This is a genomic window from Pseudooceanicola marinus (assembly GCF_002786295.1).
GTDB classification, from domain to species: Bacteria; Pseudomonadota; Alphaproteobacteria; order Rhodobacterales; family Rhodobacteraceae; genus Pseudooceanicola; species Pseudooceanicola marinus.
In genome coordinates this window covers 266,082-278,695 of record NZ_PGTC01000010.1, presented here as the reverse complement: position 1 = coordinate 278,695, position 12,614 = coordinate 266,082, and the positions used below count along the sequence as shown (strand labels likewise).

Sequence of the window (12,614 nt, the reverse complement as noted above, 5' to 3'; positions counted from 1 at the left end):
CTTCAGGCGCGGGGGGTTGTGACTTTGCGGTTGTTGGGGTCTACCCCTGCAGGTCACTAACCGGAGGCAACCGAAACAGCATGAAGACGGAAAGCTCTACCGGAGCAGCCATCATATTCGACGAGGTCGGCAAGTCCTTCCCGAAGAAGGGCGGCGGCCAGGTCACGGCGCTGGAAGGCATATCGCTGAGCGTCGAACCGGGAACCATCACCGGCATCATCGGTCGGTCGGGCGCAGGCAAATCCACCCTCTTGCGCATGGTCAACGGGCTGGAGAAACCGACCTCGGGCAAGGTCCTCGTGGGCGGCCGCGACGTGGGCGAGGCCAAGGGGCAAGCCCTGCGCGATATCCGCCGCGAGGTCGGCATGATCTTCCAGCATTTCAATCTCTTGTCCTCGCGGACCGTGTTCGAGAACGTGGCCCTGCCACTGGAAATCTCCGGGATGTCCTCGGGCGAGATCAAGAAGCGGGTCGACGACCTGGTGGCCCGCGTCGGCCTGCAGGAGCTGTCGGCGCGCTACCCGGCGGAGCTGTCGGGCGGACAGAAACAACGTGTCGGCATCGCCCGCGCCCTGGCCACGCAGCCCAAGGTGCTGCTGTCGGACGAGGCCACCTCGGCGCTGGATCCGGAGACCACCCAGACGGTCCTGGAACTGCTGAGCGACATCAACCGCGACCTCGGCCTGACCATCCTGCTCATCACGCACGAGATGGCGGTGGTGCGCGACATCGCGAGCCATGTCGCGGTGATCGAGGACGGTCACATCGTTGAGGACGGATCGACCTACGACATCTTCACCGATCCCAAGCATCCCACGACCAAGAGCTTCCTGTCGGGCGTGACCGGCGTGACCCTGCCGGAGTTCATCGCGCGCGAGCTGACCGAAACGCGGCCCGCGGGCCCCGCGCGCGAGGTGATGCGCATCACCTTCGTGGGCGAGAACGCGACCGACCCGCTGCTGGCGAAGATGAGCACGGAGCTTAGCCTGCAGGTCAACATCCTGGCCGGCGCCATCGAGGAGGTCGACGCGCGGCCCTTCGGCAACCTGCTGATCTCGGTCGAGGCCGACCGGGCGGACGAGGCGCGCAATTTCCTGCAACAGAACCAACAGCGGACGGAGGTGCTCGGCTATGTCAGCTAACCTGATCAACATGCTGATGGAGGCGACCTGGCAGACGCTCTACATGGTCGCGATCTCGACACTGCTGGGGGCCGTGGGCGGCCTGCCCATCGGCGTCTTCCTTGCCTGCTCGCAGAAGGGCGAGCTGCTGTCGGCGCCTGCAGTGAACAAGGTGCTGGGCGTCGTGGTGAACGCGACACGCTCGGTCCCCTTCATCATTCTCGTGGTGGCGATCATCCCCTTCACGCGGCTTGTGGCCGGCACCTCGATCGGCACCACGGCGGCCATCGTGCCGCTGACCATCGCGGCGATCCCCTTCATCGCGCGGCTGGTCGAGAACGCCATCCGCGAGGTGGACAGCGGCCTGATCGAGGCGGCGCGTGCCATGGGCGCCACGCCCATGCAGATCATCCGCAAGGTCCTGATCCCCGAGGCGCTGCCGGGCATCACGCTGGGCCTGACGCTGGCCGTGGTGAGCCTGATCGGCTACTCGGCCATGGTCGGCGCCGTCGGCGGCGAGGGGCTTGGCGACCTCGGCATCCGCTACGGCTATCAACGGTTCATGCCCGACGTCATGGCCATGGTGGTCGTCATCCTGATTGTCCTGGTGCAGCTGGTGCAGACCATCGGTGAATGGATCGCCCGGCGCGTCGACAAGCGGGCCCCGCGCAACCGCGGCGCCTGAAGTCTCTGAAAAGGAGTAGCACTATGAAGAAACTGATGACCCTTTCCTCCGTTCTGGCACTGACCGCCGGGGCCGCCATGGCCCAGGACTGGGAGATCAGCGTCGGCGTCTCGCCCGGTGAGCACGCCGAGATCATGGAAGAAGTCGCCAAGGTGGCCGAGCCAATGGGGCTCGAAATCGACGTGGTCGAATTCTCGGACTACGTTGTGCCGAACCAGGCGTTGGCCGATGGCGACATCAATGCCAACAGCTTCCAGCACCGTCCCTATCTGGAAAACCAGATGAAGGACCGCGGCTTCGAGCTGGTCGAGGTGGCCACCACCATCAACACGCCGATGAGCCTCTATTCCGAGGACTATGCCTCGCCCGAGGAGATCCCCGACGGTGCCACCATCGGCATCCCGAACGATCCCACCAACGGCGGCCGCGCCCTGCTGGTTCTGCAGCAGAAGGGGCTGATCACGCTGGCAGATGGCGTGGGCCTCGTGCCGACCGTGCTCGACATCACCGACAACCCGCGCGACATCCGCATCCAGGAGCTTGACGCCGCGCAGCTGCCGCGGTCGCTGGCCGATCTCGATGCAGCGATGATCAACACCAACTACGCCATCGCCTCGGGTCTCGACCCGGTGACCGATGCCATCGCCACCGAGGAAAACAGCCCCTACGTGAACATCATCGTGGTCCGCGAGGGCGACGAGGACGAGCCCTGGGTCAAGCCGCTGGTCGACGCCTACCACTCGGATGAGGTGAAGGCCTTCATCGAAGAGAAGTACAACGGCACCGTCCTGACCTCCTGGTAAGGGCAGCTTTCGCGGCCCTCGGGCCGCGGGACGCTTCCGCGCCGGTCTCCGCAAGGGGGCCGGCGTTTTTCGTGGGCTGCGCCCCGCGGCAGGCCCCTGCCCTGCCCCCCGGCCGAGACATCCCCGAAACGGCAAAGGCCCCGGACCTTTCGGACCGGGGCCTTTCGATGTCTTGCGGTCTGTGGCGACCTCAGACGGCGCGTTCGACCATCATCTGCTTGATCGAGGCAATGGCCTTCGCCGGGTTCAGACCCTTGGGGCAGGTCTTGGCGCAGTTCATGATGGTGTGGCAGCGGTACAGCTTGAAGGGGTCTTCCAGCTGGTCCAGACGCTCGCCGGTGGCCTCGTCCCGGCTGTCGATCAGCCAGCGGTAGGCATGCAGCAGCGCGGCCGGTCCGAGGTAACGATCGCCGTTCCACCAGTAGCTGGGGCAGGAGGTGGAGCAGGAGGCGCACATCACGCATTCATAGAGGCCGTCGAGCTTCTTGCGATCCTCGATGGACTGGCGCCATTCCTTGGCGGGGCGGTTGGTCTTGGTTTCCAGCCAGGGCATGATCGAGGCGTGCTGCGCGTAGAAGTGCGTCAGATCCGGGATCAGGTCCTTCACCACCGGCATGTGCGGCAGCGGGTAGATCGTCACGTCGCCCTTCACCTCGTCCAGGCCGAAGATGCAGGCCAGGGTGTTGGCCCCGTCGATGTTCATCGCGCAGGAGCCGCAGATCCCTTCGCGGCAGGACCGACGGAAGGTCAGGGTCGGGTCGATCTCGTTCTTGATCTTGATGAGCGCGTCCAGGACCATCGGACCGCATTTGTCCATGTCGAGGAAGTAGGTGTCGACACGGGGGTTGCCGCCTTCTTCGGGGGACCAGCGGTAGATCTTGAACTTGCGGACATTCGTGGCGCCCTCCGGCTTGGGCCAGGTCTTGCCCGTGGTCATACGGGAATTCTTAGGAAGGGTCAGTTGAACCATGTTCAGGCCTCCGGTTGTGTGTCGATGGCGGCACGGCATGCCAGCGGGCATGCGATCTGCTGGGTGATGCGGAAAGAAGAAGTCATGCGGCGCGCAGCTCCTCGAACTGAGAGAGGTAGCGCGTCGCGAGCTCATGCGATGCGGTCAGGTCGATCTCGATCGGCGCATCGAGCAGCGCGTCGAGCCGGTCGGGCGCCTCGACCCGGTCCAGCACGGGGATCTGGGTCTCTGCACCTATTTCGCGCGCCCGGTTGTCGACCGCAAGGATCACGCTGCGCCGCCCGGCGTGCAGCCCGTGGATCCCGCCGTGCAGGCGCGAGCCCACGACGTCCAGCGCCGCAGGATCGGCCAGGGCGCGGTCGAAGGCCGCGAGGTTCGGCGCGATCCGCGTGGCGTCGGGTCGGTTGGCGAAACTGTCGAAGTAAGCGATATCCTCGACCTGCTGGGGCCAGAAGCTGAACCGCGTGTAACGCGTCTTCAGCCAATCGAGAAAGCGCGCATCGGCGTCGCGATCGGCCCGGTAGGCGGTCAGCGAGAAAATGACGTGCTCGGGCCGTGCGGGCGCGAAGCTCTGCTGGCGTGGCAGGGTCCAAATCGTCGGACAGGAACCGTTCAGGACGCAGCGGCCAGCAGCCTCTACGATCTTCATGGCAGATCCATCTCGCACCGAATGGGTGAAGCGTGAAGACAGCAGGCGCGACAGCCGGCGGACCTGGCGTCGGTCGGCCCGCCCCGTCCATGCCCGGTTGGCTCCGACCCCGAAGAGCACCAGCTTGCCGTCCATCGCGCGCACGTCGGCGCGCGACATCGGCATCAGGCCACCGCGGGCCCGCCACCGGGAATATAGCGCATTGGTCCCCAGGAGAAAGACAGTATCCGCTGCTTTAACCAGGCGACGGCCGAATCGGCCCAGCCCGTCATGCGATGCGGAGGTGGTGAAATAGGCGTCGGGGAATGTCGCCTCAAGCTGCGCGCGCAGATAGCGGGTGATGATCTCGTCGCCCACGTTGTCGCTGGCCACGGAAGTGTCCAGCAGGTGCAGATGCAGCAAACCACCGCCGGTGCCACGGGGGGCGCCGGTCGAAGCGGTCGAGCTTTGCATGTGCTGGGTCATCGGGTCACGTAGTCCGGGCGAAGCCGCCGCCGGAGGGCCTCCGGCGCGTAGGGAAAGCGAGCGGCCGGCGGCGTGCCCCGGTCGCGTCCCCGAAGGACACAACGCAGGGCCGCTTGCCGGCCGGCCACCATATCAGAACGTCCGCGCCTTGGGCGCGATCTTCTTGAGCGAGATGCCGCCCTCTTCCTCGGTCGTCAGCGGGTCGGCGATGATCGGACGGTAAGACAGGTCCACCTTCGCGCCGTCGACGCGGGTGATGGAGTGGACGCGCCAGTTCTCGTCATCACGCTCCGCGTAGTCCTCGTGAGCGTGGGCGCCGCGGGATTCGTGACGAGCCTCGGCGCCGACGATGGTGGCCATAGCGTTCGGCATCAGGTTGGTCAGCTCCAGCGTTTCCATCAGGTCCGAGTTCCAGACGAGCGAACGGTCGGTGACATGGACATCGGGCAGCTTGCCGGCGATCTCGGTCATCTTCTCGACCCCGTCCTTCAGCGTGTCGGAGGCCCGGAAGACGGCCGCGTCGGACTGCATGGTGCGCTGCATTTCCAGCCGCAGTTCCGCGGTCGGCACACCGCCCTTGGCGTTGCGGTAGAAGTCGAAGCGGTCAAAGGCCTTATCGACCGATGCCTTGTTGGTCGCGGGAATCGCGGATTCGCGGTCCACCACCTCACCGGCGCGCAGGGCGGCGGCACGACCGAAGACCACCAGGTCGATCAGCGAGTTGGAACCGAGGCGGTTGGCGCCGTGGACGCTCGCACAGCCCGCTTCGCCCACGGCCATCAGGCCGGGCACGACGGCGGTCGGGTTGTCGGCGGTCGGGTTCAGCACCTCACCGTGGTAGTTGGTAGGAATGCCGCCCATGTTGTAGTGCACCGTCGGCAGAACCGGGATCGGTTCCTTGGTCACGTCCACGCCGGCGAAGATCTTGGCCGACTCGGAGATGCCCGGCAGGCGTTCTGCCAGGGCCTCTGCGGGCAGGTGCGACAGGTTCAGGTGAATGTGGTCACCATGTTCCCCCACACCGCGGCCTTCGCGGATCTCCATGGTCATGGAGCGCGAGACGTAGTCGCGCGGCGCCAGGTCCTTGTACTGGGGCGCGTATCGCTCCATGAACCGTTCGCCTTCGGCGTTGGTCAGGTAGCCGCCTTCGCCGCGCGCGCCCTCGGTAATCAGGCAGCCCGAGCCGTAGATGCCGGTCGGGTGGAACTGCACGAACTCCATGTCCTGCAGCGCGAGGCCTGCGCGCGCCACCATGCCGCCGCCGTCGCCGGTGCAGGTGTGGGCAGAGGTGGCGGAGAAGTAGGCACGACCGTAGCCGCCGGTGGCCAGCACAACCATCTTGGCGTTGAAGACGTGCATGGTGCCGTCATCGAGCTTCCAGCAGACGACACCGGTGCAGACGCCGTCGTCGCTCATGATGAGGTCGATGGCGAAATACTCGATGTAGAACTCTGCGTTGTTCTTCAACGATTGGCCGTAGAGCGTGTGCAGGATCGCGTGGCCGGTCCGGTCGGCGGCGGCACAGGTCCGCTGCACGGCGGGGCCCTCGCCGAACTCGGTGGTGTGACCGCCGAAGGGACGCTGGTAGATCTTGCCTTCCTCGGTGCGCGAGAAGGGCACGCCGTAGTGCTCCAGCTCATAGACGGCCTTGGGGGCGGACCGCGCCAGGTATTCCATGGCGTCGGTGTCGCCCAGCCAGTCGGAGCCCTTGACGGTGTCGTACATGTGCCACTGCCAGTTGTCCGGGCCCATATTCGACAGCGAGGCGGCGATGCCGCCCTGTGCCGCCACGGTGTGCGAGCGGGTCGGGAAGACCTTGGTCACGCAGGCCGTTTTCAGCCCCTGTTCGGCCATGCCGAGGGTGGCGCGCAGACCCGCGCCACCGGCGCCGACCACGACCACGTCATATTCGTGCGTTTCGTATTCGTAAGCAGCCATTGGAAACCTCGGGTCTTAGACGTCGATCTCGATCATCACGCCGGAAGCGGAGAGTGCGAGCTTGATCAGGGCATAGGTGCCGGTGGCCGCGATGGCATAGGCCAGGCAGGTCACCGCGATGATGGTCAGACGGCCCTTCATGCCGTGGACGTAGTCTTCGATCGCCATCTGGGCGCCGGACTTGAAGTGCATCATGCCGACCCAGAGGGTCAGCAGGGCGACGATGGCCGGGAAGGGACGGGAATAGTAGGCGACAACCTCTTCGTAGGATCCGCCCAGGGCACAGCCGAAGGTGAAGACGAACAGGATGACGAGCGGCAGCAGGGCGAAGGACGTCACCTGCATGAACCAGTGGTGCTCGGTGCCGGTCTTGGAGGCACCCATGCCCACGGCGCGCTTGCGGTCGGTGAGATAACGCATGGCTGGCTCTCCTCTCAGACGATGATGATGGTCAGCAGGGTCAGGACGACGGAGCCGCCGATGATGCCCCAGCCGAGCTTGTCGGAGGTTTCGACATCCAGGCAGTAGCCGTTGTCCCACAGCAGGTGACGGCAGCCTGCCAGGGTGTGATACCACAGGCCCAGGACCGACAGCGTCATGATGATGTCACCAATGAAGGAGGTCAGCACGTAGTCTGCGGTCGCGAAGTAGTCGGGGCCGGAGGAGGCCGCCAGAAGCCACCAGGCGACCAGCAGCGCGGAAACGACCATCGCGTTGCCGGTGATCCGCGTCAGGATCGAGGTGACGGAGTTGAGCTGGAACCTGTAGTGCTTCCCGAGCATGAATGGAGAGAGCGGGCGGTTGCCCCGGTTCACATCGGCCATGGCATGTCCTTTCCGGATTTCCCTTGGTCTCTGGTTTACGCAGATCGCATGCGCTTGTCATCCTCTCCGGGGCGTCCGGTCCCGAGAATTTGACGAAAGCAACCATATCTTTTTCAACTTGTGATCACGGAAAATGACGCTGTGATCACGTAATGAGCGACGCAAAATTCTGACTGATTTGCTAGGTTTTACGACTTGATTCTGCGCCCCTGGCCCGGCGTTTTGCCCCGGACGGTCCGGCCCGCCGGAGTATTTATGGCTGACGGATAATGTGGGCGACGCCCCCCGGACCCCGTCCCTGTTGCGGCTGAGACGGGCGCGCGCCTGCAGGCCACAGATGGCAACGCCCTGCCCCATCCGATAGACCGAAATACTCTCGCCGAAGGCCGTCGCGCCCTTCGGGGCGACACCCCGCGCCGACAGATCAACGCGGCACCAACGCCCAGTAATCGAGGTCGAGAAGGACGTGCGACAGGTATTTCCCATCCTCGCCCCGCAGGGTGAATGGCTCCCCACCCGAGGTCGCAACCAATCGCAGACGCAGGGCGCCCACGCCCGGTGCACTGGTCTCGGCACGATCCAGCACCTCGGACCAGGCCTTGATCGTCGTGCCCGAGAAACAGGGATTCGCATGGGCGCCGCCGTTCAGCGCCACGATCATCTGGGCATTGGCCAAGCCGTTGAAGGACAAGGCCCGTGCCATGGAAATCACGTGACCGCCATAGATCAGGCGCTGGCCATCGGGGCGGAAGGTGGCGTCGAAGTGGACCTTGGCCGTGTTCTGCCACAGACGGGTGGCCAGCATGTGCTCGGCCTCCTCCACGGTCGAGCCGTCCACGTGGTCGATCCGCTCGCCCACGTCGTAGTCGCCCCAGGCATGCGGCTCGCCCGCCTGGGCGAAATCGTAGCCGGTGAAATCCAGTCCTTCGGGCACCGCCAGATCACCGGCGGCCACCGCGTCGGACAGCTCCGGCACGACGGTTTCAGGGGCCGGCGCCTCCGGGTTGCCCTTGCGCACCATCACCCAGCGGACATAGCTGAGAATGATCGCACCGTACTGGTTCAGCCCCTCGGTGCGCACCCAGACCACGCCGGTCTTGCCGTTCGAGTTCTGCTTCAGCCCGATCACGGTGGAGCGCGCGGTCAGCGTGTCTCCGGGCCAGACCGGCGCCAGCCAACGGCCCTCCGCATAGCCTAGGTTGGCCACAGCGTTCAGCGAGATGTCCGGCACCGTCTTGCCGAAGACCAGGTGGAAGGCCGCCAGGTCATCGATGGGCGATCCCGGCAGCCCGCAGGCCCGGGCGAATTCGTCCGAGGAATAGAGCGCCCCGCGCGCCGGGTAGAGCGCGTGATACAGCGCGCGCTCCCCCGCCGTGACGGTGCGCGGCACCGCATGGGGGATCACCTCCCCCAGGGTGTAATCCTCGAAGAAACGGCCCGGGTTGGTCTTCATCTCAGTAGGCTCCAAGCTTTATGTCGGGGGAATAGGTACCGTCGACCTCCTTCACTACCGCCTGGCCGCAGCGCATGGTGCCGTTGGCGGCATCATAGGCGTAGGTCGGATCGCCATGCAGCGCCCAGCCGGCATTCAGCGCGGCGGTAACCTTGTGGCAGAAGGCGGAGGTGTCGTCTTCGGACAGGAAACGATAGAGCTTCATGGCGTCCTCACATGGGCAGGGGGCTGGGGCCGACGAGGCCGTGGATCAGGACGATGACGGCGTAGACCACCAGGGTCACGACGATCAGGATCACGTCCTTCTTCACCGAGGGCACGATGGGCGCAGGCGCGGGTTGACGGCGGTTGGTCACGACCCAACCGGCCACGGCCCACAGGATCATGCCCCCGAACAGCAGAATCGAAGCCGCGTCGCCGCGCACCAGCAGGTGCGACAGGCCCCACAGGATGGTGCCCGCGAACATCGGGTGCCGCACCCAGGCGCGCAGGTGGCTGGTGCCCTTGGCCGCGCCGAAGAGCGCGACGGAAAAGAGCATCAGCAGGTTGTTCAGGTGCTGCCCCCAGGCCGGTGGCGCGTAGACATGGACGAATTCGGCCGAGCGATACCCCAGCACCATCAGGACGATGGCAAGGACAGCGGCGACCGCGATCCCCCCCTTGGCGGTGCCCTCGGACATCCCGGCACGCAGACCGGGGGTATATTCCTTCATTACGTGGGGCCAGGTCCACAGGATCAGGCCGAGCAGGATGAGTGCCATGAAAGGTGCCTCTTGGTAGTGCGTTCGACGCCCACACTGGTCTGCCCGGCCCGCCGGCGCAATGGCTGCTATGCAAGCGCCGGCTGTGCGATCGCCTCTGCCTTGGCCAGCGTCTTGCGCGCGGTCTCCACATGCAGGTTCTCGACGATCTTGCCGTCGACCACGGCAACTCCCTGCCCGGTCTCCAGCACCTCCTCGTAGGCGGCGATCTGCCGCCGGGCCAGCTCGACCTCGGCCTCCGACGGGGCGAAGACGCGGTTGGCGACCTCCAGCTGGGCGGGATGAATCAGCGTCTTGCCGTCGAAGCCCAGATCGCGGCCCTGCTCGCACTCGGCTTCCAATCCGGCCTCATCCTTGAACTGGTTGTAAACCCCGTCGGCGGCGATCACGTCATGGGCCCGGGCGGCCATCAGAATGGTCTGCAGCGCCATCTGCATCGGCAACCGGTCCGGCCGCGTGCGGCAGTTCAGCTCCTTCGCCAGATCGTTGGTGCCGGCGACGAAGCCCTGCACACGGGGGTGCGCAGCGATCTCCAGCGCGTTGAAGATGGCCAGCGGGGTTTCCATCATCGCCCAGATCGGCACGTCGCAGAGCGCGGCCAGCGCGTCGATATCGGCAGCGGAAATGACCTTGGGCAGCAGGATCGCGTCGATGTCGGCGCCCTCCAGCGCGGCCACGTCCCCGCGCCCCCATTCGGTGTCCAGCCCGTTGACCCGCACGATCTTGGCCCGCGGGCCAAAGCCCCCTTCGGCCAGCGCGGCGGTGAGCGTGTCACGCGCGCCCACCTTGGCCTCGGGCATCACGGCATCTTCCAGATCGAACAGGATCGCATCGACCGGAAGGCTGCGCGCCTTCTCCAGCGCGCGGTCTTTTGAGCCGGGGATATAGAGAAGGGAGCGGTAGGGGCGCAGGGTGGTTTCCATGGGGACAACCTCAGCTGAGTAATTTTCTTGCGCAGAGGTGACACAAAGGGACCGATTGCTTCAAGCCCAAACCGCACCCTGGGGGCAATTTTCGCCGCAACGCCGCATCGGGACGCCACGGGCGAGGATCTCGTGACCAAGATAGCGCCTTCGGCCGCGCTGTTAACCAGATTTCAGGATCTTCTCCCGCAGGCTGAACGCGTCACGGGCCGGAACGGGACCGCGCCGACAGGATAGAGACGCCGGGGGCCAGGCCGCCCGCGTGCCACCTGCCCGCGACCTGCCGGCCCCCGCCCGGGACCGGCTCCAGCTTGAAAGGGTCAGAATGCGTCATTCCCCGACCTGTCTCCGCCGCGAACCTGGGCGCCGGCCCCGCAAGCGCCCTCCCCTGCACGGCCTTGTCGCGCTGCTGTGCCTGTTGCCGATGCTCTCCCCCGCCGCTGTCGCGGCCCAGACCGCCACCAGTAGCACCCGCGCCTGCGCGCCGCGTGACGTCGTGGTGGACCGGCTGGCCGAGGGCTATGGCGAGACCCGCAAGTCGATCGGCCTGAGCGCCAACAACGCGGTGATCGAGGTTTTCGCCTCCGACGACAGCGGCACCTGGACGATCACCGCCACCTCACCTCAGGGGATCACCTGCCTGATCGCCAGCGGCCAGGCCTTTGAGCGTCTGAACGAAGCTCTGCCAGTCGATGACCAGGACGCCTAACCGGCTCATGACCGGACCGGGCAGCAGACGAAACGGGCCTGCTCGCAAGGTCTGACCCGGAACGTGGGCCCCGGCCTGTGTCATGCCCGGAAAGAATCGCGCCGCGCGCCCTCCCCGGCCCGACATGGCTTGCAGCCTGCGACCGCTAACATGCCCGCAGAGGCGGCAGGCCGCGCGCTGACAGGCTGAACAGGTGCCCCCGTCCGCGCCGGGAGAGCCTTGAAATCAAGTCATTTTTCACCATTCCTTGACCAGCGGCACCCGCGTCACGCGCCCCTGCACCCTTGCGTCCTGACAGCAAAGAGCCTACGCCATCCCCGACGTTTCAACCGGACCGGAGACAGAAACAATGGCCAGACCCAAGATTGCCCTCATCGGCGCAGGGCAGATCGGTGGCACGCTTGCTCACCTCGCAGCCCTGAAAGAACTGGGTGACGTTGTCCTTTTCGACATCGCGGAAGGCACCCCCGAGGGCAAGGCGCTCGACATCGCCGAATCCGGCCCCTCGGAAGGCTTTGACGCCAAGCTGAAGGGCACCCAGTCCTATGCGGACATCGCAGGCGCCGACGTCTGCATCGTGACCGCCGGCGTGCCGCGCAAGCCGGGCATGAGCCGCGACGACCTGCTGGGCATCAACCTGAAGGTCATGAAGGCCGTGGGTGAAGGCATCAAGGAAAACGCCCCCGATGCCTTCGTCATCTGCATCACCAACCCGCTGGACGCGATGGTCTGGGCCCTGCAGAAGTTCTCGGGCCTGCCCGCGAACAAGGTCTGCGGCATGGCCGGCGTTCTGGACAGCGCCCGCTTCCGCCACTTCCTGTCTGTGGAATTCGACGTGTCCATGAAGGACGTCACCGCCTTCGTGCTGGGCGGCCACGGCGACACCATGGTGCCCTGCGTGCGCTACTCGACCGTCGCCGGCATCCCGCTGCCCGACCTGGTCGACATGGGCTGGACCACCCAGGAGAAGCTGGACGCCATCGTGCAGCGCACCCGTGACGGTGGCGCCGAGATCGTCGGCCTGCTGAAGACCGGCTCGGCCTTCTACGCGCCCGCCACCTCCGCCATCGAGATGGCCGAGGCCTACCTCAAGGACCAGAAGCGCGTCCTGCCCTGCGCCGCCGCCTGCAGCGGCGAGTTCGGCCTGAAGGACATGTACGTGGGCGTGCCCACCGTCATCGGCGCCGGCGGCATCGAGCGGATCGTCAACATCAAGCTCAACAAGGAAGAGCAGGAGATGTTCGACAAGTCCGTGGACGCCGTGAAGGGTCTCGTGGAGGCCTGCAAGGGCATCGACAGCTCGCTGGCCTGAC

14 protein-coding genes are annotated in these 12,614 nt (G+C 65.8%); 5 read left to right on the top strand and 9 right to left on the bottom strand.

What is annotated here, in order from left to right:
* Positions 1-80 precede the first annotated feature (80 nt).
* Genes CVM50_RS05535 through CVM50_RS05525 form a run of 3 tightly spaced genes read left to right on the top strand, consistent with a single transcriptional unit; the run spans position 81 to position 2,609 of the window.
* Positions 81-1,142 carry a methionine ABC transporter ATP-binding protein gene (locus CVM50_RS05535; protein ID WP_085887610.1) on the top strand — a complete coding sequence of 354 codons (1,062 nt, stop codon included), beginning with the start codon at positions 81-83 and terminating at the stop codon, positions 1,140-1,142.
* The gene (locus tag CVM50_RS05530) at positions 1,132-1,806 is read left to right on the top strand and encodes a methionine ABC transporter permease (RefSeq protein WP_085887611.1); all 675 of its coding nucleotides are present in this window, start codon (positions 1,132-1,134) and stop codon (positions 1,804-1,806) included. The genes CVM50_RS05535 and CVM50_RS05530 overlap by 11 nt, the downstream gene beginning before the upstream one ends.
* Before the next feature lie 23 nt (positions 1,807-1,829).
* Positions 1,830-2,609: a MetQ/NlpA family ABC transporter substrate-binding protein gene (locus CVM50_RS05525; RefSeq protein WP_085887612.1), complete on the top strand. Its 780-nt coding sequence runs from the start codon at positions 1,830-1,832 to the stop codon at positions 2,607-2,609.
* A gap of 190 nt (positions 2,610-2,799) precedes the next feature.
* Here the strand turns inward: CVM50_RS05525 and CVM50_RS05520 are convergent, their stop codons facing one another.
* The 9 genes from CVM50_RS05520 to CVM50_RS05480 form a co-directional block, all read right to left on the bottom strand.
* Positions 2,800-3,579: a succinate dehydrogenase iron-sulfur subunit gene (locus CVM50_RS05520; protein WP_085887613.1), complete on the bottom strand. Its 780-nt coding sequence runs from the start codon at positions 3,577-3,579 to the stop codon at positions 2,800-2,802.
* Between the two features lie 82 nt (positions 3,580-3,661).
* A complete protein-coding gene (locus tag CVM50_RS05515) occupies positions 3,662-4,693 on the bottom strand; it encodes a polysaccharide pyruvyl transferase family protein (RefSeq protein ID WP_085887614.1) in 1,032 nt (343 codons plus the stop codon).
* A 132-nt stretch (positions 4,694-4,825) separates the two neighbouring features.
* Positions 4,826-6,631 carry a succinate dehydrogenase flavoprotein subunit gene (gene sdhA / locus CVM50_RS05510; protein WP_085887615.1) on the bottom strand — a complete coding sequence of 602 codons (1,806 nt, stop codon included), beginning with the start codon at positions 6,629-6,631 and terminating at the stop codon, positions 4,826-4,828.
* Between the two features lie 15 nt (positions 6,632-6,646).
* On the bottom strand, positions 6,647-7,051 hold the full coding sequence (sdhD, locus tag CVM50_RS05505; RefSeq protein WP_085887616.1) for a succinate dehydrogenase, hydrophobic membrane anchor protein: 405 nt from the start codon (positions 7,049-7,051) through the stop codon (positions 6,647-6,649).
* Between the two features lie 14 nt (positions 7,052-7,065).
* Positions 7,066-7,455, bottom strand: a complete 390-nt coding sequence (gene sdhC / locus CVM50_RS05500; RefSeq protein WP_085887617.1) for a succinate dehydrogenase, cytochrome b556 subunit — start codon at positions 7,453-7,455, stop codon at positions 7,066-7,068.
* Positions 7,456-7,879: 424 nt separating this feature from the next.
* Positions 7,880-8,908: a MaoC family dehydratase gene (locus tag CVM50_RS05495; RefSeq protein WP_085887618.1), complete on the bottom strand. Its 1,029-nt coding sequence runs from the start codon at positions 8,906-8,908 to the stop codon at positions 7,880-7,882.
* Between the two features lies 1 nt (position 8,909).
* A complete protein-coding gene (locus CVM50_RS05490) occupies positions 8,910-9,113 on the bottom strand; it encodes a DUF1737 domain-containing protein (RefSeq protein ID WP_085887619.1) in 204 nt (67 codons plus the stop codon).
* A 7-nt stretch (positions 9,114-9,120) separates the two neighbouring features.
* On the bottom strand, positions 9,121-9,669 hold the full coding sequence (locus CVM50_RS05485) for an NnrU family protein (protein ID WP_085887620.1): 549 nt from the start codon (positions 9,667-9,669) through the stop codon (positions 9,121-9,123).
* A 68-nt stretch (positions 9,670-9,737) separates the two neighbouring features.
* Positions 9,738-10,592: an HpcH/HpaI aldolase/citrate lyase family protein gene (locus CVM50_RS05480; RefSeq protein WP_085887621.1), complete on the bottom strand. Its 855-nt coding sequence runs from the start codon at positions 10,590-10,592 to the stop codon at positions 9,738-9,740.
* Between the two features lie 424 nt (positions 10,593-11,016).
* Between CVM50_RS05480 and CVM50_RS05475 the strand changes: the two genes are divergently transcribed.
* Both CVM50_RS05475 and mdh read left to right on the top strand, forming a co-directional pair.
* Positions 11,017-11,301 carry a hypothetical protein gene (locus CVM50_RS05475; protein WP_085887950.1) on the top strand — a complete coding sequence of 95 codons (285 nt, stop codon included), beginning with the start codon at positions 11,017-11,019 and terminating at the stop codon, positions 11,299-11,301.
* Between the two features lie 349 nt (positions 11,302-11,650).
* A complete protein-coding gene (gene mdh, locus CVM50_RS05470) occupies positions 11,651-12,613 on the top strand; it encodes a malate dehydrogenase (RefSeq protein ID WP_085887622.1) in 963 nt (320 codons plus the stop codon).
* Position 12,614 lies beyond the last annotated feature (1 nt).